The following is a 25868-nucleotide window of genomic DNA, read 5'->3' as shown; positions in this document are numbered from 1 at the left end:
GGAGGAACGATGGCCACCAGGACCGCACGCCGGCAGTCACGACGGGTCGAGAAGAAACGAGGAGCACGCGACCGCCTGGTCATCTCCCTGATGATCGGGATCCCCACGCTCCTCGTGGTCTGGCTCGTCTGGCTGCCGGCCGCGGCCTCGGTGGCGCTGTCGTTCACGCGCTGGAACGGGTTCAAGTTCAGCTCGATCGAGTGGGTCGGCACGAAGAACTACGTCGACATCGCGACGATCTACCCGCCCTTCTGGCCGGCCATCCAGCACAACCTCGTCTGGCTGGTCTTCCTCTTCGTCTTCCCGACGATCCTCGGGGTCGTGCTGGCGGTCGTCCTCGACCGCGAGATGTGGGGGAGCCGGTTCTACCAGACCGCGTTCTACCTGCCGGTCGTCCTGTCGCTGGCGCTCGTCGGCTTCATCTGGCAGCTCTTCTACTCGACCGACCAGGGCCTCATCAACGAGCTCTTCAAGGGCAACGTCGACTGGTACGGCGACCCCGACGTCAACCTGTGGGCCGTGCTCGTCGCCACCGCGTGGCGGCACACCGGCTACATCATGCTCATCTACCTGGCGGGCCTGAAGGGCGTCGACGGGTCGCTGCGCGAGGCGGCGGCCGTCGACGGCGCGGGCGAGGTCAAGACGTTCTTCAACGTCATCTTCCCGGTCATGCGCCCGATCAACATGATCGTCCTCGTCATCGTCGTCATCGAGTCGCTCCGCGCGTTCGACCTCGTCTGGATCATCAACAAGGGCCGCAACGGCCTCGAGCTGATCTCGGCGCTGGTGTCGCAGAACGTCATCGGCGAGGCCACGCGCTACGGCTTCGGGTCGGCGCTCGCCGTCATCATGATGGTCATCTCGTCGGTCTTCATCACCATCTACCTGCGCATCGTCTTCCGGGAGGACCGCCGATGACCACCGCCACCGCCCCCACCGCCGTCCCGGGCACGACGGGCAAGGCGCTCTCGACGCGAGGTACGGCCGGCGGCGTCCTCAACAAGCGCCGCGGCAAGGTCGCGACGGTCGTCATGCTCGTCCTCGCGCTGGTCTGGCTCTTCCCGCTGCTGTGGGCCCTCTACAACTCGTTCCGCGACTACTCGTACACGCAGACCAACGGGTACCTGTCCTTCGGCGGGTGGACCCTCGCCAACTACGAGAACGCCTGGAGCCGAGGCAACTTCGGCCTGCACTTCAAGAACTCGATCCTCATCACCGTCCCGGCGGTGGCGCTGACGCTCTTCCTGTCCTCGCTCGTCGCGTTCGTCCTCGCCCGGTTCTCGTACCGCTTCAACCTCACGCTCCTCGGCATCTTCCTCGCGGCGAACCTGCTGCCGCCGCAGGCGCTCCTCATCCCCGTGTTCCGGATGTTCCGCGAGATCCCCCTCCCGGAGTTCATGAGCTCGAGCGGGACGATGCTCAACAGCTTCTGGGCGCTCATCCTCGTCAACACGGCCTTCCAGCTGGGCTTCTGCACCTTCGTGCTCAGCAACTACATGAAGACGCTGCCGCACGAGATCTACGAGTCGGCCGAGCTCGACGGCGCGAGCGTGTGGCGCCAGTACTGGCAGCTGACGATGCCCCTCGTGCGCCCGGCCCTCGCCGCCCTCGCGACCCTCCAGGTCACGTGGATCTACAACGAGTTCTTCTGGGCGACCGTCCTCATCTCGCGCGGCGACAAGTACCCGGTGACGAGCGCGCTGAACAACCTGCGCGGCCAGTTCTTCTCCGACACCAACCTCGTCGCGGCTGGGTCCATCCTCGTGGCGCTGCCGGTCCTCGTCGTCTTCTTCGTCCTGCAGAAGCAGTTCGTCTCCGGCCTCACGCTCGGGTCGACCAAGGGGTGAGCGCCGACCACACCGTCCTCCGGGGAGGGGGCGTCGCCCTCGTCCTCGCCCACCGCGACCACGGCCTGCCCGCCGTCCTGCACTGGGGCGCCGACCTGCCCGACGCGGCGGCCGCCGACCTCGTGCTGCTGCGCGACACCCCGGTCGCGAACAACGCGCTCGACGAGCCGTGGGACCTCACCGTCCTGCCGACCTCCGGCGACGGCTGGCTCGGGACGCCGGGCATCGCCCTGCACCGTGCCGGTGGTGCCGCCGCCCCGCGCTGGGTGGCGGAGGTCACCGGCGGGGGCGAGCGCCTGACGGTGCGGGCCGAGGCCGAGGACACCCAGGCGGTCGTCGAGCTCGTCCTCGCGCTCGACGAGCACGGTGTGCTCACGGCGTCGACGTCGGTCACGTCGACCGCGGCCGCGGGCACGGCGCCGCTCGAGGTCGCGGAGCTGCGCACCCTCCTGCCGCTGCCGGCCCGCGCCGAGGAGGTGCTCGACCTCAGCGGGCGCTGGGTGCGCGAGCGCACGCCGCAGCGCCGCCTCGTCGCCGACGGCACCTGGCTGCGCACCGGCCGCCGCGGCCGCACCGGCCACGACGCGACGCTGCTCATGACCGCCGGCACCGCGGGGTTCGGCTTCCGCCACGGCGAGGTCTGGGCGGTGCACGCCGCCTGGAGCGGCCACCACGAGCACCTCGTCGAGCGGCTGCCCGAGGGCGCCGGCGCCCACGCGGCCGTCATCGGCGCGGGCGAGGCGCTGGGCCCCGGCGAGGTCCGGCTCGGCCCGGGCGAGACCTGGACGGCGCCGGACGTCGTCGCCGTCTGGTCCGACGCCGGGCTCGACGGCCTCACCGCGCGCCTCGTGCGCCACCAGCGCGCCGGGGCGGACTACCGCGCCGGCCGCCCCCGCCCGCTCGTCCTCAACACGTGGGAGGCGGTCTACTTCGAGACCGACCTCGGCCACCTTCAGCGGCTCGCCGACACCGCGGCGTCCATCGGCGTCGAGCGCTTCGTCCTCGACGACGGCTGGTTCGGCTCGCGTCGCGACGACACCCGCGGCCTCGGCGACTGGCAAGTCTCGCCGGAGGTCTGGCCGGACGGCCTCGGCCCGCTCGTCGAGCACGTCAAGGGCCTCGGGATGGAGTTCGGGCTGTGGTTCGAGCCCGAGATGCTCAACCTCGACTCCGACGTCGTGCGCGCCCACCCGGAGTGGGTCCTCGGCCCGGCCGCCGGCCCGACGCCGCCCTCGCGCCACCAGCACGTCCTCGACCTCGCGAACCCCGACGCCTTCGACCACGTCCTCGCCGCGATGTCGGACGTCATCGGCACCTACGGCGTCGACTTCGTCAAGTGGGACCACAACCGCGACCTCCACGAGGCCGTGCGCACCGACGCCACCGGCACCGACCGGCCCGCCGTCGCGGCCCAGACCCGCGCGACCTACCGGCTCCTCGGCGCGCTGCGCGAGCGGTTCCCCGCGCTCGAGATCGAGTCGTGCTCGAGCGGCGGTGCCCGCGTCGACCTCGGCGTGCTCGCCCGGACCGACCGTGTGTGGACCTCGGACTGCAACGACGCCCTCGAGCGCGTCGCCATCCAGCGGTGGACCGGGCTGCTCGTGCCGCCGGAGCGGATGGGCACGCACGTCGGGCCGCCCCGCGCCCACACGACGCACCGCGACCTCGACCTCTCGCTGCGGATGCTCGTCGCGCTCGGCGGGCACGCCGGCCTCGAGTGGGACATCTCGACCTGCTCGCCGCAGGAGCTCGACGCCCTGCGCGCGTGGAGCGGCCTCTACCGCGAGCTGCGGCCGCTGCTGCACACCGGAGACGTCGTGCGCTCGGACCATCCCGACCCCTCGCTCGTCGTCGGCGGCGTCGTGGCGGCCGACCGGTCCGAGGCCGCGCTCACCGTGGTCCGCGTCGTCAGCGGGCGCGGCGTCACGCCCGGGGCGGTACCCCTGCCGGGGCTCGACCCGTCCCGTCGCTACCGGGTGCGCGTGCGGCCGGAGGCCGGCCTGCCGGAGAGCCAGCAGGTGCGCGGCCCGCGGTGGTTCGACGCGGCGCAGGGCGAGGCCGGCGTGGTCGTCGCGGGCGCGGTCCTCGACGACCACGGGCTGCCCGTCCCCGCCCTCGCGCCGGGCCAGGGCTACCTCCTGCACCTGACCGCCGTCGACGGGGCGTGAGCACGCCCGGCGGCCAGGGTGGAGCGATGACCAGCACCCGCCCCCAGCGCGGGAGCCGAGGCTGCTCAGTCGATGTAGCCAGTCCTGCGATCCACCTGGCTCAGAAAGTTGCGGACGGCGTCCTCGAGCACAGCATCTGTCTGGACGTCACCGCCGTAGGTGGAACTGGTGAACCCGTATCCCTCATGGGGCCCCGAGACCCGGAGGAGGTCGTCGACGCCGGGCTCGCCGGCAGGCTCGGTGACTTCGAAGCGCTCACCGTCGACCACCATCCGCTTCACGGGGAGAGGTGAGCCATCCGCGGCATGAGCGGCGGACGGGCTGACTGATTTCGGCATCGCCCGAGGTCCGCTGGCACGAGTCCAGCATCACGATCCGCCGCCTGCCGTTCGTCGGCAGTCAGGGCCGTTGTCGCCGCCTCGGGAAGTCGGGCAGGAAGGGCGCCAGGTCGGGGCGAAACTCTTGGCGCAGGCGTTCGATGATCCCGTTCATGCCTTGCTCGGCCATGGGCGGGGGTCCCACGGCCGGGTCGAATGTCCGGGGGACCGACTCCACGGCTTCGACGGCGCCCGGTGGCGGTCCGTCCTTGAGCAGCTCCCAGAGGAAGGACCACTGCTCGGCCGTGACGCAGATCCATACGTCGTGCCGCGCATCCAGCGCCTCTGGCTCGACCATGAGATCACCGGCTCGTGCGCGGCCGAGCCACATCAAGGCGGCTTCCGCGATGGCCACGCACGCCCGCTGAATGCTGTCCCCGTCGGCGCGTTCGAGGGTGAACATCTCGTTCCGACGGTCCGGGCGGCGGATGTCGTCAGAGATCAGATCCGTGAACGACGCGTTGTTGCCCGGGTTCCTGCCGAGTCGCAGCTCCACCGTGACCAGAGCGCCGACCAGAGCCGAGTCCTGCGTCGTCAGCCGGCGACGCAGGCCCACCTTGACGCGAAGGCCCGTCGGCAGGATGCAGGCAATCGTCAGCCCGCGCCGCGTGAATCCCTCCCCAGAGAGCCTGACACCCAGCGACCGGGCCAGCTCGTCGACCAGATCGCCGTCAGCCATTCGCGCTCCGCAGCATGGAGGCAATGTAGAACCCGGGCCTCTAGACAGCGGTGAAACGTGCGTCCTCACGAGGCGACTCGACGTCCCGCGTTGTGGATGAACTAGCGGCGTCGAGTGCCGTCGTCGTACGGGTCTGGATCCTCGGGCGGCATGCGGTCCGCATCCGGCACCCGGACTGCGTCGTGCCGCCGAGCGAGCATGCGCCCGAGGGCGTCGGCCTCGTCGAGGTCGACTGGGGTGGTGTTTCCGTCCATCCCGACCAGCCACACCAGACCCCGACCGGACGCCCCTGCCGTCGGGCCCCGTGCCGGGTCGTCGAGAACGAGAGCCACCGCGTACGTGAGCGTGTCGCCGGCCTGGCGCTGTGCCCAGTCGATGACCTGGAGAACGTCAGCCCCGGTCACGTCGTAGGTGTCGGTCCATCCGAACGTGGATTCCGGGCCGCTGCCGTGCAGGTAGACCCCGAACCTGGGATGCGAGACCTCCCAACCCGAATCGCGCTCATCGACTCGTACGACCCGAACCTCGCCCATGGCCGGCAGTCTGACAGCCGACGGCCCGGGCCATCACACCCTCGCCCGGTCGCCGGGATGAGGGCGAGTGTCGGAGGCTCTACGTCAAGCCGGGGATGATCGCGCCCAGCACGAACACGATGAGCGAGAACACGGCGCAGCCGACGAAGACTCGTCGCCACACCGACCGGATCCATGGGTGGTGACTTTCCGTAGGCGCCAGGCTCCGGTGGTGATGTAGACGCTGTACCAGGACCAAGCAGCGATGACGAAGGCTGTCTTCCACTGTCCGAGCGGAGAGTAGAGATCCACCGCGGTCCACCAGCCCCGGAGGGTCCAGAGGCCGAGCAGGGAGAGCAGCGCCAAGCAGCCTGCCAACCCGACATTGGCCCACACAGAGGCTTTCCACCCGTTGCCCACCGAGGACGGCCGCGGAAAGTCCGCAGCCAGCGCGAACGCGCGGAGCGAACGCGAGGCGACGCCTCTCGGTGGCTCCGCCGTTGAAGCGGCGGGCACGGGCGGTTCAGTCACGCGGCGAGGCTAGTTCAGCACCGCGCTCAGTGCGGTGTGGGTGGGCGAGTGCCCGCACCCGGTCGGCCGGTCAGGCCTGGCCCGCGCCGGGGCCCTCTGTGCGGCCAAGGCTGTCGTACGAGACGCGGCATGAGCGAACGATCGTCGGTGGTCTCTCCACCCGACCAGAACGACGGCCTGACGACACTCGTCCTTACGAGCTACGCTCGCCCGAGTAGTCGGACGGGGGTGAGGCGATGCGACGGCGCGCCGTTCTGTCGGTCGTTATGTGCATCGGGGCAGCGCTTCTGTCCGCGTGCCAACCACCGGCGTTGACAATCGGTAACGAAACCGAGCTGAGGCTGCGAGTGGTGGAGGAGACGACGGGCGAAGAAGTGGTCGCTCGGCTGGTACCCGGATCGACGGCCAGCGTCGTCATCGCGGCCATGGACGACGACGGTTGCGCCACCAGCTGGAGGCTGGTCGCACTCGACATGAACGGGAATGCGGTTGACGCGCTAAACGCTCCCTGCCCCACGACCTGGAAGATCACTGGGCAGTGACTGACGTCTGACTAGTTTCGTCTTGGGGCGCCCCTGGCTGTCGCCTTCACGGCTCGCGGCAGATGAGGGCAGGCGATCGAGCAACCGCGTCGTCACTGTGATGACGCGGTAGTCGGCTGGTGACGGGGATGCAACCGTGCCATCCGCCGCTTTCCCCGTCATCACTGGGATGACGCGGAAGCTCGCGCTCATCGGCATGAGCGATGGTTGGGTTGCGCCTACGGTCCGGCGGCGCGGGTGGCCCGGCTGCCGTGAGCCACCTTATGCCGCCACGTGTCGAGGTGCAGGTCCGGGGGGTCGTCCGGGAAGTGGTCCGTGGCCGACAGGACCGGCTCATCGGGCGTCGGGGGTGGCAGAGCGGCGAGGACGCGGTCGTAGGAGCCGTCGGTCAGGTCCCAGACGACGTGGCGGCCGCGATCGTCGGGCTGTTGCCGAACCTCGGCCCAGAGCCGACGTCGGTGGACCGTGGTGTGGTGGCGTTGGCAGAGCAGGGCGGCGTTGAGGACGTCGGTCGGGCCGCCGTCGGCCCAGTGACAGACGTGGTGGGCGCGGGTCCAGGCGGCGGGGGCGGTGCATCCGGGGTAGGTGCAGCCGCGGTCGCGGAGCTGGAGGTGGCGGCGTTGGCCCCGGGTGAAGAGCCGCAGCAGCCGGGCCAGGGCCAAGGGTTCGCCCTGGGTGCCCAGGACGTGCGCGACGAGGGCGGCGTCGCAGGTCAGGCGGCGCAGGGTGTCCGGGCCGAGGAGGGTTCCGGTGGCGACCGAGCCGAGGACCTCGCCGGCGCCGGTCTCGGCCTGCAGGTCGGCCAGGCTCATCGTGACGTGCAGCGTCGCGGGGGACCCGGAACGGGCCTCGGCCTCGACGCCACTCGCGATCGTGCAGACCTCGGTCAGGGCCTCGACGCGGCGTTGCCCGGCCGGGCGCAGGTCTCGCTGACCGGTCTGCTCGTTCGGGCGGGGCGCGGACAGCGGCCCGATCGCGGCTTCGAGGGCGGCCGCCTGCTCCGGGGTCATCCACAGCTGGTACTCGGTCAGGTCGCCGGACTCCACGTGCGGCATCGACAGCCGGGCCGAGGGCGCGAGGCGGGCCTGCAGGTCGTCGAAGGCGCCGTGGTGGCCGTACTGCGAGATCAGCCGTGGCCGGAGCCCGCGCATCAGCGCCGTCCCGTGCTGCTGCGCGAGGTCGACGAGCGCGGTGGCCACGGTCGGGAGCGCCTCGTCGTGCAGCAGCGGCTGCACCCGGGCGCTCTCGCGCAGGACCGCGCACCCGGTGCCGGCCTCCAGGCGCCCGTCGCGGACCGCGTCCCAGACGATCCCCAGCGGTGAGTCCTCTGCCGGGGGACGGTCCGGGCCCGACCCGGCCGCGGCGACGTCCAGCGCGATCCGCGCCACCGCGACCGCCCCGCCCTGGCGCAGCGACGGCGCGTGCCCGCGCACCCACTCCTGCACCCCGGCCCCCGCGACCTCACCCCGACGAACCGCCTCCACCGCGACCGCCACCCGCGCCGCCGAGGCCAGCGCCGCGAGCCGGTCGGCCACTCCCAGCAGCTCACCCAGCTCCGCACCTGCCGCCCCGAACAGCACCTCCGAGATACCCGTCAACGCATCGCCGGCAGCCTCCATCGCGAAGTGGCGCTTCGCGAGTTCGGTTGTCCCCGTTGACATGCCACCATGATCCCACCCGGCACTGACAGTCGGCCAGGCCCGAGGACCCGCCTGTGGACCACGAGCAGGCGACGAGGGACCTGTGGACGACCGAGCAGCCCGCGACCACCAGCGGCTGGCTATGGTGGCCGGATGGCCAGCACCCGCCCCCAGCCGGCCTGGCTGGCGAACTCGGTCCTCTACCAGATCTACCCGCAGACCTTCGCGGACGGCAACGGCGACGGCATCGGTGACCTCGCCGGGGCCACGGAGAAGCTCGACCACCTCGCGTGGCTGGGCGTCGACGCGGTGTGGTTCAGCCCGCTGTTCGCCTCGCCGTTCGCGGACGCCGGCTACGACGTCGCCGACTACCTCTCCGTCGCCCCGCGCTACGGCACCAACGAGGACCTCGTCGCGTTCGTCGACGCCGCCCGCAGCCGGGGCATCCGCGTCCTGCTCGACCTCGTCGCCGGGCACACGAGCGACCAGCACCCGTGGTTCCGCGAGTGGGTCGACGACCCGGCCGACGGGCGCTACATCTGGAACGAGCGGGTCGGGACCCCGGCCGGCATCTGGTGCCCCGTGCCGGGCCGCCGCGGTGGCTACTACCAGCTGAACTTCTACCCCTGCCAGCCGGCGCTCAACTTCGGGTACGCCCGTCAGGACCCCGACCAGCCGTGGCGCGACCCGGTCGACGCCGAGGGCCCGCGGGCCAACCGGCAGGCGCTGCGCGACGTCATGGCGCACTGGTTCGACCTCGGCATCAGCGGCTTCCGCGTCGACATGGCGGCCTCGCTCGTCAAGGACGACCCGGGGCACGTCGAGACCGCGCGGCTGTGGGCCGAGATGCGGGAGTGGCTCGACCGCGAGCACCCCGACCGGGCGCTGCTGTCGGAGTGGGGCGACCCGGCGGTCGCGGTGCCCGCCGGCTTCCACGCCGACTTCTTCCTGCACTTCGGCCGCCCCGGCCTGCGCTCCCTGTGGCACACGGGGATCGGCACGTACGACCCGTCGTGGACCGACACCGACCGCTACTTCTTCGACCCCGAGGGCAGCGGCGGTGTCGACACCTTCCTGCGCGAGTGGCGGCGGGCCACGGACGCCATCGGGGTCGGCGGCGGGCACGTGGCCCTGCCGACGGCCAACCACGACTACGCGCGCCTCGTCACGGGCCCGCGCACCGCACCGATGGCCCGCGCGGCCTTCGCGTTCGTCGCCACCTGGCCGTCACTGCCGACGATCTACTACGGCGACGAGATCGGGATGCGCTACGTCGAGGGGCTCCCGGACCGCGAGGGCAGCCTCCTGCAGTCGACGCAGGACCGCACCGGCTCACGGACGCCGATGCAGTGGGAGCCCGGGCCCGGCGCCGGCTTCTCCATGGCACCCGAGTCGGACTTCTACCTGCCGCTCGACCCCTCGCCCGAGCGCCCGGACGTCGCGACCCAGCGCGCCGACGAGGGCTCGCTGCTGCACCTCGTCCGGCGGCTGCTCGCCCTGCGACACGCGACCCCGGCGCTGCAGCCGGAGGGCTCGCTCGAGGTGCTGACCGAGGACTACCCGTTCGTGTACGTCCGGGGCGGCACGCACCTCGTCGTCGTCAACCCGCGGCGCGAGCCGGCCACCGCCGCGCTGCCCGCCGGGTGGGACGGCGCGCGCGGCCTCGAGGTCGAGGGGGTCCGCCTCGACGGCGGCCGCGCCGAGGCATCCGGCTTCTCGTACGGGATCTTCGAGCGCGCCTGAGCGCGAGCGGCGCCGGCGTCCGTCGTGGACGCCGGCGCCGCATCGCTCAGTCCTCGAGGCCGAGGCCCCGGCGGCCGGTGCGGTTCAGCTGCTCGGGGGCGAAGCGGTCCGGCCACGAGCGCTCGTAGTGCTCGGCCGGGAAGTCCGACGGGCTGCTGCCGTCCGCGAACGCCTCGCGCACCGACGCGGCGTACGCCTCGTTGCGCGGGCACCACGGTGCCGCCGGGATGTACATGACGTTGCCCCAGCCCTGCTGGTCGGTGACCGGGTCGACCCCGTGGATCATGTCGCAGTGCCACCAGACGGAGTCGCCGGCGCGCACGTCGGGGATACCGCTCACCGCGCGCAGCAGCAGCGCGTGCCACTGCTCCGAGGCCGGGAAGACCTGGTTGGTCGTGACGCCGCACATGTCGTCGTCCGGCACGTCGGTGAGCAGCGGCCGCAGCATGAGGTAGGCCATCGCCTCGGGGACCGGCACGGTGTGCAGGACGCCCTGGTCGTGGTCCATGTCCGAGAGCGCCGTCCAGCCCTGGAAGGTCCGGAAGGCGGAGCACATCGTCGTCCCGGGGTACTGCGGGCCGGCCGTGCGGTGCGCGGCGTCCCACGGGTCGTACTGCTCGACGCTGCCGTCGAAGAGGTGGCGGAAGGCGCGCTGGTAGGCCTGCGTCATCCAGAGGTCGAGGGTGCCGGGGTCGAGGTGCGTGCCGAGGCCACCGGAGTCGGCGCCCGGCGGGCGGCGCCGGATGCGGTCGGGGTAGAGCGAGTCGCGCTCGGGGTCGAACCACGTCGTGCCCTCGGACTCGTGCCGCCACAGGCCGTTGAGGAAGCGCTGGACCGTGGCCATCCGCTCGCTCTGGCGGGCCTCCATCTGGGCGGGGGACCAGTAGACGGGATAGATCTCGGGCCGCGAGCCGACGCTGCCGAAGAAGTCGTCGCCGGGGCCGCGGTAGTCCTCGAAGAACCGGTTGCCCTCGACGTAGTCGACGATGCCGGCGTCCCAGGCGAGGGCCTGCTCGCGGGGGAAGTGGCCGCGCACGACGAGGCAGCCGCGGCGGCGCAGCCGGTCGAGGTCGGCCGCGGTCACCGCGCCCGAGGCGATGTCGGCGTAGTCGAGCACCGGCCAGACCTCCTCGCCCCGCGCCCGCTGCGCCTCGACCTCCTCGACGGCCGCCCGGACACGGGCCTCGACGACGGCGAAGACCTCCTCGACGCTGCGCCCGGAGGCCTCGATTCGGGCACGCAGCGCGGCCTTGACCTCCCGGGTCGCGGCGTGCAGGTCCGCGGGGGGCTCCTCCCAGTGGGGGAGGGCGGGCAGGGGCTGCGCGTGCTGGTCGCGGGGTGTGGCGGTGGTCGTCATCGGCCGGTCTCCATCCAGTAAGGACTCCTGACTGAATCCCGAGTGTAGGCCCGAGGGCTCGATCTCGGCAAGACTCCTTACTAGGATCACCGTCGTGGAGCCCCCCAAGCCCTCGCTCCGGCTGCTGCGGCAGCTGTCCGACCGGCACGTGCTCGGGGTGCTCTTCGAGGAGCCGGCGCTGACCCGGGCCCAGATCGCGACCCGGGCGGGCCTGTCGAAGCCCACCGTCGGCGAGAGCGTGCGCCGGCTGACCGAGGCCGGCGTCGTGCGCGACACCGGTGAGCGCACCGGCGGCCGCGGGCGCGCGGGCACCATCCTCGACCTCGTCCCCGACCTCGGGGTCGCGCTGGCGGTGAGCATCGCCCCCGACGGCGTGCGCGCCGAGGCCGTCGACGTCCACGGACGGGTGGTGAGCGGGGCCACGGAGGGGCTGGTCCTGCCCACCACGCCCGACCGGCTCGAGCGCGTCCTGCCCGACGTCGTCGCCCGGGCGGCGGCCGCGGCCCCCGGCGCCGTCCGCGTCGCCGTCGTCAGCGCCGCGGACCCCGTCGACCGCGCGAGCGGAGCACTCGTGCACCTGCCCGACGCGCCCTTCCTCGTCGGCGACCTCTCGCCCGTCCCGCTCCTCACGCCGCTCGTCGACGGCGAGGTGGTCGTCGACAACGACGTCAACTGGGCCGCGCGCGCCGAGCTCGCCGCGACGGGGCCGGACGACGGCGGGAGCGCGGGCGAGCTCGCCTACCTCTACCTCGACCGCGGGCTCGGCTGCGCGGTCGTCGCCGACGGCGTCGTGCTGCGTGGCTCGCGCGGCCTCGCGGGGGAGGTCGCGCACCTCGTGACGACCGGCCCCGACGGGCGGGCGGGCACCTTCACCGACGTCGTCGCCGCGCTCGGCCTGCGCGAGCCCGGCAGCACCGCCGTCGACACCGCCGCCGTCCTGCGCCTCCTCGAGGCCGGGGACGGGGACGCCGCGGCCGCCGCCACGCTCGACGGGCTCGCGGTCGCCGTCCGCGGCGTGCTCGCCGCCTTCGTCGCGCTGACCGACCCGGCTGTCGTCGTCCTCGGCGGGGTGTGGGGTTCGCACCCGGCGTTCGTGGAGCGGGTGGCGCGCCACGTCGAGGCGATGCCCCGGCGGGTCGCGCTGCGCCCGCCCGCGGTGCGCGACCAGCCCTCGCTCGCCGGCGCCCGGCAGGAGGCGCTGCGTCGGCTGCGCGAGCACGTCGTCACCGGCTCCGCCGCGCACTGACCCGCTCCGCGGTCGATGACCGGCGCCGCGGCCTACGCTCGGCACCGTGAACGCACCGTCCGCCCCCTCGTCCACGACCCGGCGCGCGCTCGTGCTCGGGGCCCTGGGCGTCGTCTTCGGTGACATCGGCACGAGCCCGCTCTACGCGATGCAGACCGTCTTCGCCCTCGACGACGGCATCGTCGAGCCGACGCGGGACAACGCGCTCGGCGTCGTCTCGACCGTCGTCTGGGCCATCACGCTCGTCGTCTCGGTCAAGTACGTGCTCTTCGTCCTGCGCGCCGACAACGACGGCGAGGGCGGCGTGCTCTCGCTCGCCTTCCTCGCGCGCCGCTCGGTGCGCCCCGGGGGCAAGCGGTTCCGGCTCGTCATGGTCCTCGGGGTCATCGGGGCCGCGCTCTTCTACGGCGACTCGGTCATCACCCCCGCCATCTCGGTGATGTCCGCCGTCGAGGGCCTCGAGGTCGTCCAGCCCGGGCTCACGCCGTGGGTGCTGCCGCTCGGTGCCGCCGTCATCACGGTGCTGTTCGTCGTCCAGCGGCACGGCACCGACCGGGTCGGGCGGTTCTTCGGCCCCGTCATGGTCCTGTGGTTCGTCACGCTCGCCGCGCCCGGGCTGCCCCACGTCCTCGCCTACCCCCAGGCGCTGCTCGCGCTGAGCCCCCACCTCGCGCTCCAGTTCGCGCTGGCCCACCCGCTCGTCAGCTTCCTCGCGCTCGGCGCCGTCGTCCTCGCGATCACCGGGGCCGAGGCCCTCTACGCCGACATGGGCCACTTCGGCCGGCCGGCCATCGCCACGGGCTGGTTCTGGCTCGTCTTCCCGAGCCTCACCCTCAACTACCTCGGGCAGGCCGAGCTCATCGTCAAGGACCCCGCGACGATCGACCGGCCCTTCTTCCACCTCGCGCCCGACTGGGCGACGCTGCCGCTGGTCGTCCTCGCCACGGCGGCCACCGTCATCGCGTCGCAGGCCGTCATCTCGGGGGCCTTCTCGGTGTCCAGGCAGGCCGAGCGGCTCGACTTCCTGCCGCGCCTCACCGTGCGTCAGACCTCCGAGCACGAGGGCGGGCAGATCTACGTGCCGGCGATCAACTGGGTGCTCTTCGCGGGGGTCCTCGTCCTCATGGTCAGCTTCCGCAGCTCCGAGCACCTCGCCGTCGCCTACGGCCTCGCCGTCACCGCGACGCTGGCCCTCACGACGTGCCTCTTCCTCGTCTACGCCGACGCCGCGCTCGACTGGCCCCGGTGGCGGCTGTGGGCGTTCGGCGGGCTGTTCCTCTGGGTCGAGCTGAGCTTCGTCGCGGCCAACGCCACGAAGATCACCCACGGCGGCTGGCTGCCCGTGCTGCTCGCGACGGTCATCGCGTTCGTCATGCTCACGTGGTCCAAGGGCCAGCGCGTCGTCAAGGCGCGGCGGGTCAAGGTCGAGCGGCCGCTCGCCGAGTTCCTCGAGGAGGCGCACGCCGGCGGGCTGCACCGGGTGCCCGGCACCGCCGTGTTCCTCCACACCAGCCACGACACGACCCCGCTGTCGCTGCGCGAGAACGTCGACTTCAACCAGGTGCTCCACGAGAACGTCATCATCACCAACACGATCCGGATGAACGTCCCGCACGTGCCCGACGAGGAGCGGGTCGTCGTCGACGACCTCGGCGACCAGTGGGACGGCATCTGCCTGGTCCGGCTGCACTTCGGGTTCGCTGACGAGCAGGACATCCCGGCCGCGCTCTCGCTCGCCGCGCAGACCCCGGACCTCTCCTTCGACCGCGACACCGCGCTGTACTTCCTCTCGCGGGTGTCGGTCCACGCGGCCGACCGGCCGGGGATGTCCCGCTGGCGCAAGCGCGTCTACATCGCGCTGTCGCACAACGCGGCCGACCCCACGGAGTACTTCCACCTGCCGATCGCGCGCACCGTCGTCGTCGGGGCGCAGCTGCACGTCTGACCGGGGCCGTCCCGCCCGGCCGGGCGGGCTGACAGGACGCCGCGCTCCCCGTCGCCTCCTGCGTCGGCGCCGGCTCGCGCTCCCGGCACCCTGTCCCCCGACAAGGGAACAGCCGCTGTGGATCGACTCCGTCGATTCCACAGCGGCTGTTCCTGCAGTCGGGGTGACAGGATTTGAACCTGCGACCTCTTCGTCCCGAACGAAGCGCGCTACCAAGCTGCGCCACACCCCGTGGCACGTCATCGACGACCCGAGGGCCGCCGCGACACCCGAGGATAGCCGACCACCCTCGAGCATCCGAAATCGGTCCCCCCGCTGGTCGTGCGGGAGGCCCCGCGGCGTCAGCCGAGGTCGTCCGAGCCGCGCGCCACGAGGGTGAGCAGCGTCGCCTCCGGGCGGCACGCGAAGCGCACCGGGGCGTACGGCGAGGTCCCCAGGCCCGCCGACACGTGCAGCCACGCGGCGTCCGCCGGGGCGGCCGAGGACGGCTGCACCGGCCCGTCCCCGCCGCCGGGACCGGCGCCCGTCCACCACCGGGAGACGCCCTTGGCGCGGCCGGTGTCGAGGTCGCAGTTCGTGACGAGCGCGCCGTAGAAGGGGAGCGCCAGCTGGCCCCCGTGGGTGTGCCCGGCGAGGACGAGGCCCACCCCGTCGGCGACCATCGCGTCGAGCACGCGCTGGTAGGGGGCATGGACCAGCCCCATCGTCAGGGCGACGTCGTCCCTCGCGGGACCGGCGACGCGCTCGTAGCGGTCGAAGTCGACGTGCGGGTCGTCGACGCCGACGAGCTCGACCCGGTGCTCGCCCATCCCGACGACGGTGCGGTCGTTGTCGAGGTCCGCCCAGCCACCGGCCCGCAGACCCGCGACGAGCTCGCCGACCGGGAGGTCGCTGCGCGTCTTCGGGGCGATGGCGTAGCGGTCCGTGAGGTAGCGCGCCGGGTTCTTGGGGATGGGCGCGAAGTAGTCGTTCGACCCCAGGACGAACGCGCCGGGGAGCTCGAGGAGGGGCTCCATCGCGCGCAGCAGCGGGGGGACGGCCTCGACGTGCGCGAGGTTGTCCCCGGAGTTGACGACGAAGTCCGGGCGCAGGTCGGCGAGGGAGCGGACCCAGTCGATCTTGCGGCGCTGGCCGGGCGTCAGGTGCAGGTCCGAGACCTGGAGGATGCGGACCGGCGCCGACCCGGCGGGCAGCACGGGCACGGTGAAGCGGCGCAGGGTGAACCAGGTGCGCTCGACGAGGGAGGCGTACGCGACCCCCGCGAGTCCGGCGCCGACGAGACCGCCGACGGCGCGCAGGGCGGTGCGGGCGGGGGGCGTCATCGGGCCATCCTCGCAAACGCCCCGGACCACCGGGAGAACCCGGGTGACCACGCCGGGCCGCGGGTGGGAGAGTGGCCCCATGAACGCCCAGAGCCTCAAGGCGCAGCTGCAGAGCGACCTCCACGACGCGATGAGGGCGCGCGACAAGGTGCGCGCGTCCACGCTGCGGATGGCCCTCACCGCCGTGACGACCTCGGAGGTCGCCGGCGACGAGGCGCGCGAGCTCGACGACGACGAGGTCCTCAAGGTCGTCGCCAAGGAGGCCAAGAAGCGCCGCGAGGCCTCGGCGGCCTACCGCGACGCGCAGCGGCCCGAGCTCGCCGAGGTCGAGGACGCCGAGCTCGCCGTGCTCGAGGCCTACCTGCCGGCGCAGCTGGGCGACGAGGAGCTGCGCGCGATCGTCGAGCGGGCGGTCGCCGCCACGGGCGCGAGCGGCATGGCCGACATGGGGCGGGTCATGAAGGCCGCCCAGGGCGAGGTCGCCGGACGCGCCGAGGGCGGCCGGGTCGCCGGCGTCGTCAAGGCGGTCCTCGCGGGGCGCTGACCCCCGGAACCACCGACGGCACCCCGCCGACGACGAGGGCCCGACCGGATGCTCCGGTCGGGCCCTCGTCGGGGGACGGTCGGGTCAGCCCTTGCCGCCCGGCGGCTTGGGCGCGCCCTTGCCCTTGCCCGGCTTGCGCTTGGTCGGCGGCTTGGCGGTCTGGGTCGGCTTGACGTTGACCGCCGGGGCGGCCGCCGCGCCGGAGGAGATGAGCAGGGTCACCGTCGAGCCCTTCATCGCCGAGCCCGAGGGCGAGGTGCCCGCCACGGTGCCGGCGGGGGCGCTGCTCGCGATCCTCTGGCCGACCTGCGCCCCGAACCCCGCACCCTGGAGGATGGCCGTGGCCGAGTCGGTGCTGCGCGCGTAGACGTTGGGGATCGGCGTGAGGTTTCCGCGCTGCGCCTGCTCGCTCGGCGCCGGGAAGTCCTCGGCGGGCATGTCCGCGGTGATCTTCTTCATGATCGCCGTCCAGACGGGCACCGAGACCGTGCCACCGAAGACCTGCTGGAAGCAGCCGTAGGACCCGAAGCACTTGCCGTTGAGCGAGTAGAAGTTGCCGTTCTTGTCGGCGACCTTGACGTTGCCGATCCACACGACGGTCGACACCTGCGGGGTGAAGCCGGCGAACCAGGCCTGGTTGTGCTTCTCGGTCGTCCCGGTCTTGCCGGCCGCGGGGCGCGCGCTGACGTCCCAGAAGTTGTCGGCCGTGCCGCCGGGCCGCAGCGTGCCCTTGAGCAGGTACGCGGCGGCGTCGGCGGACTCCTTGGAGATGACCTGCTTGCACTCCGGCCCCTTGACCTTGATCTCCTTCTTGTCCGGGGTGGTGATGGAGACGATCGGGTTGGGGGTGCAGTACTTGCCGCTCGCGGCGAGGGTCGCGTAGGCGCTGGCGAGGCTGAGCGGGGTCGTGACGCCGGAGCCGAGCGTGACGTTCGAGAGCGTGCCCTCGATCGGCTTGCCGTCGGCCTGGTGCAGACCCATCTTCGTCATCGTCTTCTGCACGTTGCACGGCCCGACCTCGATGGACAGCTGGGCCGCCCACGTGTTGACCGACTTCGAGATGCCCTCCGAGAGGGTCATCGGGCCGCCGCCGATCGGGTAGTCGTTGCCGACCTTCCACGGCAGGTTGGAGCCGCACGGGGCCCCGACGACCTTGGGGCCGTCGAAGACGTGGTCGATCTTGTTCGTCGCGAACGGCACGTTGATCGTGCCGTTGAGGGGCATGCCCTGCTCGAGCGCGGTGACGAGGATGAACATCTTCGCCGTCGACCCGAACTGGTAGCCGTACGGGCCGCCGCCGTAGATCTGGTCGACGTTGACGTTCGTCTGGTCCTTGTCGAAGTCGGCCGCCTGGGCCATCGCGAGGACCCGGCCGGTGCCGGGCTGGACGATGGACACGGCCCCACCGAGGTTGCTCTTGTTGCCGACCGGGACGGCCTTCTCGATCTGCTGCTGGGCGGTCTTCTGCATCGACGGGTCGAGCGAGGTACGGATCGTCAGACCGCCCTGGTTGATCCGCTTGAGGCGCTCCTCCGGGGTCTTGCCGAGGGCCGAGAGCTCGGGGGCGTGCTGGAGGTAGGCCATGACGTAGGCGCAGAAGTACGGCTCGGACGAGCGGTGGCAGACGCCCTGGACCGGCTTCTTCTTGATCATCTTCGAGACCGGCTGCTTCTTGGCCGCCGCGACGTCCTTGGCGGACGCGAAGCCGAGCTGCTGCATGCGGGTGAGGACGACGTCGCGCCGCGCCTGCGACTGCTTGGGGTTGATGACCGGGTTGTACGCGGTGGGCTGCTGGACGATGCCCGCGAGGAGGGCGGACTGGCCGAGCGACAGCTTGCTCGCGTGCACGCCGAAGTAGTTGAGGGCCGCGGCCTCGACGCCGTAGGCCTGGTCGCCGTAGTAGACGAGGTTGAGGTAGCCCTGGAGGATCTGGTCCTTGGTGAAGTTCTCCTCGACGTTGACCGCGTACTTGAGCTCCTGGAGCTTGCGTCCGTAGTTCTCGGCGACGGCCGCCTTGGCCGCCTGCTCGTCGCCCGCGCGGAGCGCCTGCTCCTGCAGGGTGACCTTGACGAACTGCTGGGTCAGCGTCGACGCGCCCTGCACGTCACCACCCTGGGCGTTGGAGACGACCGCCCGGGTGAAGCCGCGCAGGTCGAGGCCGCCGTGCTCGTAGAAGCGCGCGTCCTCGATGGCGATCTGCGCGTTGCGCATGTTCTTCGAGATCTTGTTCAGCGGGACGATGATGCGGTTCTCGTCGTACGGGTTGGCGATGACGTGGTTCTTCGCGTCGACGATCTTCGACTGCTGCGCGAGCGGGGAGACCTCGAAGTCGCTCGGCAGGTCGTTGAAGAAGTCGACCCCGCTCTTGGCCGCCTGCCCGCTCGCCCCGATCGCGGGGACGGCGATGCCCGCCAGCAGCAGGCCGGCCACCGTGCTCAGCACGAGGAAGCCGAGGAGCAGCCTGAGCACGGCCGGGAAGTTCTGTGCACGTCCGTCCATGCGCGACAGGGTAACGCGGGGACCTGACGATGCCCGCGGGCCGAGACGGCGGCGCGCGGGTGGCCGTCCCGGGCCTGGCGGCTGCTGGGTCAGGGGCGGGTGGGCGGGGTCGTCCGTTCGGCCAGCCCGGGGACCGCTTCGGCCGATACCTGCAGGTCACGTATCAACCTACGGTTTATGCATGTCCTCATCCGAGAGGGGGGCGAGGACCCCGAGACAGCGAAGAGAGGTGGACATGAGCATCTCACCGGTGACGGCCCCGACCGAGGGGCAGTGGGTCACGGAGTGGGCGCCGCTCGGCAAGTGTGCCGGCAGCGACCCCGACGCGCTCTTCGTCCAGGGCAAGGCGCAGCGCGCCGCCAAGATCGTCTGCAAGGGCTGCCCGGTCGTGGCCGAGTGCCTCGCCGACGCGCTCGACAACCGCACCGAGTTCGGTGTCTGGGGCGGCATGACGGAGCGAGAGCGTCGCGCCCTGCTGCGCCGCCGTCCCGACGTGCGCTCCTGGACGGCGCTGCTGTCCGCCGCGAAGGCCCGTGGCGCCGAGGGCGCCATCGCCTGACCCGCAGGCGGCGCCGCGCGCGCCGCCTCCCACCCCGAGACCCCCCGGCGGGGCCGACCACCCCCCTGCACGCCCGTGGCACCCCCTGCAGTCACGGGCACCGGTCGGCTCCCCGGGGCCTTCGGCGTCCGGGGGTCGTCCGTCGTCAGCCCGCGAGCGCGGCGCCGACCTCGCGCAGGCCGTCGAGGTCGTGGATGTCGGTCGCGGCCGCCGGGACGGTCCGCACCGGGACCCCCGGATGGGTCGCCACGAAGCGCCGCACCCGGGCCTCGTGGCGCGTCGCCACCTCGGCGAGGACGGCGTGCAGGCGCAGCATGGCCGGCGTCGGACCGGCCCCCGGGTCGACGGTGTCGGCGTCGTCCGCGCGGTCCAGGAGCTGCTCCGCGGCGGCGGTGGCCCGCGACCCGCTGAGCCCCGGGGCCGCGAGGCGCTGCATCCGGTTGACGACGACCCCCGCGAGGGGCATCGACTCCGCCTCGAGACGCTCGACGAAGTACGCGGCCTCGCGCAGCGCGTCGCGCTCGGGGGCGGCGACGACGACGAACGCCGTCGAGGGCTCCTTGAGGAGGGCGTAGGTGACGTCGGCACGCTCGCGGAAGCCGCCGAACATCGTGTCGAGCGCGGCGACGAAGGTCTGCACGTCCGTGAGGAACTGGCCGCCGAGGACCTTCGAGAGGGTCGCCGCCGCGAGGTTCGCCCCGACCGAGAAGACCTTGAGGTAGGCCCGCCCGCCGGCCTTCGCGGGGGCCATGAGCAGGCGGATGAAGCGTCCGTCCAGGAAGGAGCCGAGCCGCTTCGGGGCGTCGAGGAAGTCCAGGGCCGAGCGCGACGGCGGGGTGTCGACGATCACGAGGTCCCACGTCCCGTCGGCGTCGGCCTGCGCGCGCAGCTGCCCGAGCTTCTCCATCGCCATGTACTCCTGCGTGCCCGCGAACGAGCTGGAGACCGCCTGGTAGAAGGGGTTCTCCAGGATCTGGGCGGCCTTCTCGGGGGTGGAGTGGGCGAGCACGACCTCGTCGAAGGTCCGCTTCATGTCGAGCATCATCGCGTCGAGCGAGCCGCCGGCCCCGGCGCCGACGCCCTCGACGGGGCGCGGGGTGTTGTCGAGGGCCGTCAGGCCGAGCGACTGCGCGAGCCGTCGGGCCGGGTCGATGGTGAGCACGACGACGCGCCGGCCGGCCTCCGCGGCGCGGACGCCGAGCGCCGCCGCGGTCGTGGTCTTGCCGACGCCGCCGCTGCCGCAGCAGACGACGATGCCGGTCCCGGGGTCGGCGAGGAGGGCGTCGACGTCGAAGGCGGCCGCGGCGGGGCGGGCGGACATCAGCGGACCCCCTGCTCGGCCAGCTCGTCGGCGAGGACGGACACCCCGCCGTCGTCGGTGCCGGTCGGGAGGGCCGGAAGGGTGACGGTGGGCAGGCCCAGGGCGTCGACCTCGCGGCCGAGGTCGTGCTCGAGCGCCACGCGCGCGGCGTGGTCGGCGGCCTCGGCGAGCAGCCCACCGACCGTCTTCGCCCCGGAGCGGACCCCGACGGCCGCGAGGTCGGCGCGCACCTGCTCCTCCAGCCCGGCCGGGTCCTGCGCCAACCGGTCGAACAGGGCGTCGGTCAGCAGCGGCTCGCGCACCTGGTTGACGACGACGACGCCGAGACCGAAGCCGGCCGCCGACAGCTCCGCGACGGCGTCGGCGGTCTCCTGCACGGGCATCTCCTCGAGGAGCGTCACGACGTGGACGAGGCTGCTGCGGCTGCGCAGCATCCGGGTGATCGACTCGGCCTGCTGGTGGATGGGCCCGACCCGCGCCAGCCCGGCCACCTGCTCGTTGACGCCGAGGAAGCGGCCGACCCGGCCGGTCGGCGGGGCGTCGAGGACGACGGCGTCCCAGGCGTGGGCGCCCTGGCCGCGCTTCCCGCCCGTCGTGCGGCCGACGGCCTCGTAGACCTTGCCGGTGAGGAGGACGTCGCGCACGCCCGGGGCGATGGTCGTCGCGAAGTCGACGACGCCCATCCGCTCGAGCGCCCCGCCCGCCCGCCCGAGCTTGTAGAACGTCTGGAGGTACTCGAGCAGCGCGGCCTTGGCCTCGACCGACAGCCCCCACAGCTCGCCCCCCGAGGGGTCCTGCACGAGGCGGACCTCGTCGGTCCCGAGCGGCGGCACCCCGAAGGTCTGGCTGATGCCCTGCCGGTTCTCGACCTCGACGAGGAGGACGCGCCGGCCCTGACGCGCCAGGGTGAGCCCGAGCGCGCCGGCGACGGTCGTCTTGCCGACGCCGCCCTTGCCGGTGACGACGTGCAGCCGGACGCCGTCGAGGACGCGCGCGAGAGGAGGGGCGGCCATGCGGCCAGCCTAGATCGGCCGCGGGGCGCTCAGGCAGGGTGGTGCGGGCCGCCGCGGCCGAGGGTGAGCTCCTCGACCTCGGCGAGCAGCAGGAGGTACGCGGGGTGCTCGGGGTCGACGAGGTCGAAGTGGTCGGCGCCGCGGGCGAGGGCGGTCGTGGCCTTCGCGTCGGCCTCGGTGCGGGTCGCGGCGTACGCCTCGGCGACCTCGGGGGGCACGACGTCGTCGTGCTCGCCGCTCACGAGGGCGACCGGGGCGGTGAGGCGCAGGCGGCCGGGGTCCGCGGCGGCCCAGGCGTCGGGGACCTCGTCGGGGGAGCCGCCGAGGAAGGCCCGGGCGGCGTCGTCGCCCAGGTGCAGCCGGTCGGCGGTCGCGAGGTCCGCGACCGGGCCGAGCGCGACGGCGCCGAGGACGTCGGGCACGTGGTCCTCCGAGGCGAGCCAGGTCACGAGGTGGCCGCCGGCCGAGTGCCCGACGAGCACGACGGCGTCGGGCAGGTCGGTGTCGGCGTGGGCGGCCGCGAGGTTCGCCAGCAGGGCGTCGGCGGTGCCGGGCCAGCCGCCGCCCGGCATCCCCGGCCGCGGGTACTCGAGGTTGACGACGTGGAACCCGTCGCGCGACAGCGCCTCGGCCAGGGGGCCGAGGTGGGTGCGGTCGTGGGTGGGCCGCCAGAAGCCGCCGTGGACGAGGGCGACGGTGTAGCCGCGGGCCCGGTGCGGGTCGGGCTCGAACACGTCGTAGACGTCGGTCTGCTCCGGCCCGGTCACCTCGGTGCGGTCGGGCTGGCGGGCGGGTCGGCTCATGACGTCGTCGCTCATCACGGCCACCGTAGCCGCGGACCGGCCCCGCGGTTAGGGTGGCGCGCATGCAGAAGTGGGAGTACGCGACCGTGCCGCTCATCGTCCACGCGACGAAGCAGATCCTCGACCAGTGGGGTGAGGACGGCTGGGAGCTCGTCCAGGTCCTCGCGATGCCCGAGGGCAACCTCGTCGCCTACCTCAAGCGCGCGAAGGCCTGACGTGGGCGCCGTCGAGGACCGCCTCGCCGAGCTGGGCCTGACCCTCCCCGAGGTCGTGCCGCCGCTCGCGGCGTACGTCCCGGCGGTGCTCGACGGCTCGCGGGTCTACGTCTCGGGGCAGGTGCCGTTCGTCGAGGGCGTGCTGCCCGCGACCGGTCAGGTCGGCGAGCTCGTCGGCCTCGTGACGCCCGACAAGGCCGCCGAGCTCGCGGCCGTCTGCGCGCTCAACGCCATCGCGGCGATCCGGTCCGTCGTCGGCGACCTCGACCGCGTCGAGCGCATCGTCAAGGTCACCGGCTTCGTCGCGTCCGACCCGTCGTTCACCGGCCAGCCCGCAGTCGTCAACGGGGCCAGCGAGCTGTTCGGCAAGGTCTTCGGTGATGCCGGCGTCCACGCCCGCTCGGCCGTGGGGGTGGCGGCGCTACCGCTCGGCGCCCCGGTCGAGGTCGAGGTCATCGCCCACGTCCGTGACTGAGCCGACCGTCCTGCGCCGGCCGGTGCGCGACGCCGGCCTGCTCGAGCGGGCCCGCGCCTGGGTCGAGGCCGGGTCCGGTGACGGGCCCGAGCCGCGGCCGGCCGCGACGGTCATGCTCGTGCGCGACACCGACGCCGGGCCGGAGGTCTACGTCCAGCGGCGCGTGGCCACGATGGCCTTCGCGCCGTCGATGGTCGTCTTCCCCGGCGGGCGCGTCGACCCCGCCGACGCCGGGCTCGACCCCGCGACCCCCGGGCTCGCCGACCTCGCCGCGCACCTCGGCGTGACGCCGGAGGAGGCCGCGCCCTTCGCGGCGGCCGCCGTCCGCGAGGTCGAGGAGGAGTGCGGGGTGCGGGTCGAGGTCGCGGCCCTGCGCGGGCGCGGCCACTGGGTCACGCCGGCCTTCGAGCCGCGGCGCTACGACACGTGGATCCTCGCCGCCGGGATGCCGCAGGGGCAGGAGGCCCGCGAGACGAGCGGCGAGAGCGACGGTGGCGGCTGGGCCCGCGCGTCGGTCCTGCTGGAGCGCGCCGGGCGGGGCGAGGTGCGGATGATGCCGCCGCAGGTGTGGGCCCTCGAGGCGCTGGAGCGCTTCGACTCGGCCGCGGCCTTCCTCGCCGACCGCCCCGACATCCGCCGTGTCGTGCCGGTGCTCGAGCAGGACCCGGACGGCACGCTCGTCCTCGTCACCTCCCTCTGACGCCGCTCGGGACGCCGACCCCGGCGCGCCCGGCTCTGGTCCGCTCGCCCGGGTGGCGGTGGCTTCTCGCCGCCACCCCACGATCCGGACCAGAGCCCGCGGACCCGACCAGAGCCGGCGGCGGGCCTAGGGTGGTCGGATGACCCCGTCGTCATCGCCCCCCGCGCAGCCGCCGGCCTCGGTGCGGGACCCGTGGGGCGGGGGAGCGGTCACCGAGCGGGCGCACTGCGTCCTCGCGCCCAACCCGGGCCCGATGACCCTCGACGGCACGAACACCTGGGTGCTCCTCGAGCCGGGCTCGACCGAGGCCGTCGTCGTCGACCCGGGGCCGCACGGGGACGCGCACCTGCGCGCGGTCCTCGACCTCGTGGCCTCCCGTGGGGCACACGTCGCGCTGACCGTCCTCACGCACGGTCACCACGACCACGCCGAGGCCGCCCCGCGCTTCGCCGAGCTGTCCGGTGCCCCGACCCGGGCGGTCGGCGCCGGCCACGACGACCTCGGCGACGGGGACGTCCTCGCGGTCGGCGGGCTCGAGCTGCGCGTCGTCGCGACGCCGGGCCACACCGCCGACTCGGTGTCGTTCGCCCTGCCGGCCGACCACGCGCTGCTGACCGGGGACACGGTGCTCGGCCGCGGGACGACCGTGGTCGCGCACCCCGACGGCGAGCTGGAGGCCTACCTCGCCTCGCTCGAGCGGATCGCCGCGCTCACCGGGGACGGCGACGTGACGCGCATCCTCCCCGGGCACGGCCCCGTCGTCCCGGACGCCGCGGCGATGGTGGCGTTCTACCGGACGCACCGCGCGCAGCGCCTCGAGCAGGTCAGGCAGGCCCTGAGCGACGGCGCCGCGGCCGAGGCGGACCCGGTCGAGGGCGTGCTGCGGCGCGTCTACGCCGAGGTGTCACCGGACGTCTGGCCGGCCGCGCGGATGTCCATCCGGGCGCAGCTGGACCACCTCGGCATCCCCTGGTGAACCCCATGCGTATCGGGTGACCCGATACGCCTGCGCTGCACCCGGGAACCGTTCCGGGGGAGAGCGCGCCCGTATCGGGTGACCCGATACGCGTGTGACGTGGGAGGTGTGGGGCCGCGCGGGGGTGGGGGCTGGTCAGCGGGCGCGGCGGCGCAGGCGCTCGACGTCCATGAGGAGGACGGCGCGGGCCTCGAGGCGCAGCCACCCGCGCGAGGCGAAGTCGGCGAGCGCCTTGTTGACCGTCTCGCGAGAGGCCCCGACGAGCTGCGCGAGCTCCTCCTGGGTGAGGTCGTGCGAGACCATGACGCCCTCCTCGACCGGGCGGCCGAAGCGCTTGGCGAGGTCGAGCAGCGCCTTGGCGACGCGGCCGGGGACGTCGGTGAAGACGAGGTCGGCGAGGACGTCGTTGGTACGGCGCAGTCGGCGGGCCAGCGCGCTGAGCAGGGTGAGCGCGACGCCGGGGCGCTCGTGGAGGAAGTCCTTGAGCTGCTCGTGGCCCATCGAGAGCAGCTGGGTCTCGGCGACGGCGGTCGCGGTGGCCGTGCGGGGCCCGGGGTCGAAGAGCGAGAGCTCGCCGAACATCTCGCCGGGGCCGAGGATGGCCAGGAGGTTCTCGCGGCCGTCGGTGCTCGTGCGTCCGAGCTTGATCTTGCCCTCGCCGATGACGTAGAGCCGGTCGCCCTGGTCGCCCTCGTGGAAGAGGACGTCGCCGCGCTCGAGCCGCGAGGGGTTCATCTGCGCGATGAGCCCCTCCGCCGCACCGTCGTCGAGGGGGGACAGGAGCGGGGCTTTGCGCACGACGTCGTGGTCCACGTCGCACAGTGTGCCAGAACGGGCAGGTCGGGGGCCGGGTG

The 25868-nt window shown here is 73.2% G+C and carries 24 protein-coding genes and 1 tRNA gene; 13 read left to right on the top strand and 12 right to left on the bottom strand.

The features are described from left to right. Window positions 1-9: 9 nt before the first annotated feature. The 3 genes from KMZ30_RS19830 to KMZ30_RS19820 are packed head-to-tail and all read left to right on the top strand — an operon-like array spanning window position 10 to window position 4015. Window positions 10-918 (top strand): carbohydrate ABC transporter permease, encoded by a 909-nt coding sequence (locus tag KMZ30_RS19830; protein WP_215512926.1) that lies wholly within the window; start codon window positions 10-12, stop codon window positions 916-918. Continuing rightward, window positions 915-1847 carry a carbohydrate ABC transporter permease gene (locus tag KMZ30_RS19825; protein WP_215512925.1) on the top strand — a complete coding sequence of 311 codons (933 nt, stop codon included), beginning with the start codon at window positions 915-917 and terminating at the stop codon, window positions 1845-1847. The genes KMZ30_RS19830 and KMZ30_RS19825 overlap by 4 nt, the downstream gene beginning before the upstream one ends. Beyond that, entirely contained in the window at window positions 1844-4015 is a 2172-nt protein-coding gene (locus KMZ30_RS19820; RefSeq protein WP_215512924.1) for an alpha-galactosidase, read from the top strand. The genes KMZ30_RS19825 and KMZ30_RS19820 overlap by 4 nt, the downstream gene beginning before the upstream one ends. 65 nt (window positions 4016-4080) lie before the next feature. On the opposite strand, the gene KMZ30_RS19815 is transcribed toward KMZ30_RS19820, so the two are convergent. From KMZ30_RS19815 to KMZ30_RS19805, 3 genes are all read right to left on the bottom strand, one after another. Beyond that, complete coding sequence (locus KMZ30_RS19815) at window positions 4081-4296, bottom strand: hypothetical protein (protein ID WP_372447514.1); 216 nt, start codon at window positions 4294-4296, stop codon at window positions 4081-4083. Between the two features lie 118 nt (window positions 4297-4414). Then, window positions 4415-5071, bottom strand: coding sequence for a hypothetical protein (locus KMZ30_RS19810; RefSeq protein WP_215512923.1), 657 nt, complete (start codon window positions 5069-5071; stop codon window positions 4415-4417). Between the two features lie 101 nt (window positions 5072-5172). Continuing rightward, complete coding sequence (locus KMZ30_RS19805; RefSeq protein ID WP_215512922.1) at window positions 5173-5604, bottom strand: hypothetical protein; 432 nt, start codon at window positions 5602-5604, stop codon at window positions 5173-5175. An 860-nt stretch (window positions 5605-6464) separates the two neighbouring features. Between KMZ30_RS19805 and KMZ30_RS19800 the strand changes: the two genes are divergently transcribed. Beyond that, window positions 6465-6656, top strand: a complete 192-nt coding sequence (locus KMZ30_RS19800; RefSeq protein WP_215512920.1) for a hypothetical protein — start codon at window positions 6465-6467, stop codon at window positions 6654-6656. A 218-nt stretch (window positions 6657-6874) separates the two neighbouring features. On the opposite strand, the gene KMZ30_RS19795 is transcribed toward KMZ30_RS19800, so the two are convergent. Further along, entirely contained in the window at window positions 6875-8317 is a 1443-nt protein-coding gene (locus tag KMZ30_RS19795; RefSeq protein WP_215512919.1) for an HNH endonuclease signature motif containing protein, read from the bottom strand. A gap of 132 nt (window positions 8318-8449) precedes the next feature. Here KMZ30_RS19795 and KMZ30_RS19790 point away from each other — a divergent pair, with 132 nt between their 5' ends. Next, window positions 8450-10039 (top strand): alpha-amylase family glycosyl hydrolase, encoded by a 1590-nt coding sequence (locus KMZ30_RS19790; RefSeq protein WP_215512918.1) that lies wholly within the window; start codon window positions 8450-8452, stop codon window positions 10037-10039. A 46-nt stretch (window positions 10040-10085) separates the two neighbouring features. Here the strand turns inward: KMZ30_RS19790 and KMZ30_RS19785 are convergent, their stop codons facing one another. Beyond that, window positions 10086-11396 (bottom strand): DUF1479 domain-containing protein, encoded by a 1311-nt coding sequence (locus tag KMZ30_RS19785; RefSeq protein ID WP_215512917.1) that lies wholly within the window; start codon window positions 11394-11396, stop codon window positions 10086-10088. Window positions 11397-11490: 94 nt separating this feature from the next. On the opposite strand from KMZ30_RS19785, the gene KMZ30_RS19780 reads away from it, so the two are divergent. Next, window positions 11491-12642 carry an ROK family transcriptional regulator gene (locus KMZ30_RS19780; RefSeq protein WP_215512916.1) on the top strand — a complete coding sequence of 384 codons (1152 nt, stop codon included), beginning with the start codon at window positions 11491-11493 and terminating at the stop codon, window positions 12640-12642. 46 nt (window positions 12643-12688) lie between these two features. Then, complete coding sequence (locus tag KMZ30_RS19775) at window positions 12689-14587, top strand: potassium transporter Kup (protein ID WP_308284337.1); 1899 nt, start codon at window positions 12689-12691, stop codon at window positions 14585-14587. A gap of 158 nt (window positions 14588-14745) precedes the next feature. On the opposite strand, the gene KMZ30_RS19770 is transcribed toward KMZ30_RS19775, so the two are convergent. Both KMZ30_RS19770 and KMZ30_RS19765 read right to left on the bottom strand, forming a co-directional pair. Continuing rightward, a tRNA-Pro gene (locus KMZ30_RS19770) sits at window positions 14746-14819 on the bottom strand. 109 nt (window positions 14820-14928) lie between these two features. Next, window positions 14929-15909 carry a metallophosphoesterase gene (locus tag KMZ30_RS19765; protein ID WP_215512915.1) on the bottom strand — a complete coding sequence of 327 codons (981 nt, stop codon included), beginning with the start codon at window positions 15907-15909 and terminating at the stop codon, window positions 14929-14931. 79 nt (window positions 15910-15988) lie between these two features. On the opposite strand from KMZ30_RS19765, the gene KMZ30_RS19760 reads away from it, so the two are divergent. After that, on the top strand, window positions 15989-16453 hold the full coding sequence (locus KMZ30_RS19760; RefSeq protein ID WP_215512914.1) for a GatB/YqeY domain-containing protein: 465 nt from the start codon (window positions 15989-15991) through the stop codon (window positions 16451-16453). An 84-nt stretch (window positions 16454-16537) separates the two neighbouring features. Here KMZ30_RS19760 and KMZ30_RS19755 read toward each other — a convergent pair whose 3' ends face one another. Beyond that, window positions 16538-18952 (bottom strand): penicillin-binding protein, encoded by a 2415-nt coding sequence (locus KMZ30_RS19755; RefSeq protein ID WP_215512913.1) that lies wholly within the window; start codon window positions 18950-18952, stop codon window positions 16538-16540. A 235-nt stretch (window positions 18953-19187) separates the two neighbouring features. Between KMZ30_RS19755 and KMZ30_RS19750 the strand changes: the two genes are divergently transcribed. After that, entirely contained in the window at window positions 19188-19511 is a 324-nt protein-coding gene (locus KMZ30_RS19750) for a WhiB family transcriptional regulator (protein WP_051750177.1), read from the top strand. 145 nt (window positions 19512-19656) lie between these two features. On the opposite strand, the gene bagB is transcribed toward KMZ30_RS19750, so the two are convergent. Genes bagB through KMZ30_RS19735 form a run of 3 tightly spaced genes read right to left on the bottom strand, consistent with a single transcriptional unit; the run spans window position 19657 to window position 22663 of the window. Further along, the gene (gene bagB, locus KMZ30_RS19745; protein WP_215512912.1) at window positions 19657-20832 is read right to left on the bottom strand and encodes an ArsA family ATPase; all 1176 of its coding nucleotides are present in this window, start codon (window positions 20830-20832) and stop codon (window positions 19657-19659) included. Next, window positions 20832-21845 (bottom strand): ATPase BagA, encoded by a 1014-nt coding sequence (gene bagA / locus KMZ30_RS19740; RefSeq protein WP_215512911.1) that lies wholly within the window; start codon window positions 21843-21845, stop codon window positions 20832-20834. The genes bagB and bagA overlap by 1 nt, the downstream gene beginning before the upstream one ends. 29 nt (window positions 21846-21874) lie before the next feature. Beyond that, on the bottom strand, window positions 21875-22663 hold the full coding sequence (locus tag KMZ30_RS19735) for an alpha/beta hydrolase family protein (RefSeq protein ID WP_215512910.1): 789 nt from the start codon (window positions 22661-22663) through the stop codon (window positions 21875-21877). Window positions 22664-22710: 47 nt separating this feature from the next. Here KMZ30_RS19735 and sp36 point away from each other — a divergent pair, with 47 nt between their 5' ends. The 4 genes from sp36 (at window position 22711) to KMZ30_RS19715 (ending at window position 25014) form a co-directional block, all read left to right on the top strand. Beyond that, window positions 22711-22863 carry a Sp36 family protein gene (gene sp36 / locus KMZ30_RS19730; RefSeq protein ID WP_157577275.1) on the top strand — a complete coding sequence of 51 codons (153 nt, stop codon included), beginning with the start codon at window positions 22711-22713 and terminating at the stop codon, window positions 22861-22863. Window position 22864: 1 nt separating this feature from the next. Continuing rightward, window positions 22865-23338 (top strand): RidA family protein, encoded by a 474-nt coding sequence (locus KMZ30_RS19725; protein WP_215512909.1) that lies wholly within the window; start codon window positions 22865-22867, stop codon window positions 23336-23338. Next, window positions 23331-24038 (top strand): NUDIX hydrolase, encoded by a 708-nt coding sequence (locus tag KMZ30_RS19720; protein WP_308279737.1) that lies wholly within the window; start codon window positions 23331-23333, stop codon window positions 24036-24038. The genes KMZ30_RS19725 and KMZ30_RS19720 overlap by 8 nt, the downstream gene beginning before the upstream one ends. Before the next feature lie 139 nt (window positions 24039-24177). Then, a complete protein-coding gene (locus KMZ30_RS19715; protein WP_215512907.1) occupies window positions 24178-25014 on the top strand; it encodes an MBL fold metallo-hydrolase in 837 nt (278 codons plus the stop codon). Between the two features lie 135 nt (window positions 25015-25149). Here the strand turns inward: KMZ30_RS19715 and KMZ30_RS19710 are convergent, their stop codons facing one another. Continuing rightward, window positions 25150-25827: a Crp/Fnr family transcriptional regulator gene (locus KMZ30_RS19710; RefSeq protein ID WP_286175981.1), complete on the bottom strand. Its 678-nt coding sequence runs from the start codon at window positions 25825-25827 to the stop codon at window positions 25150-25152. Window positions 25828-25868: the final 41 nt, after the last annotated feature.

The sequence above is a fragment of the Phycicoccus mangrovi genome, from assembly GCF_018729305.1.
GTDB classification, from domain to species: domain Bacteria; phylum Actinomycetota; class Actinomycetes; order Actinomycetales; family Dermatophilaceae; genus Phycicoccus; species Phycicoccus jejuensis.
The sequence above is the reverse complement of the archived record's forward strand: the minus strand, read 5'-3'. Positions and strand labels throughout refer to the sequence as shown.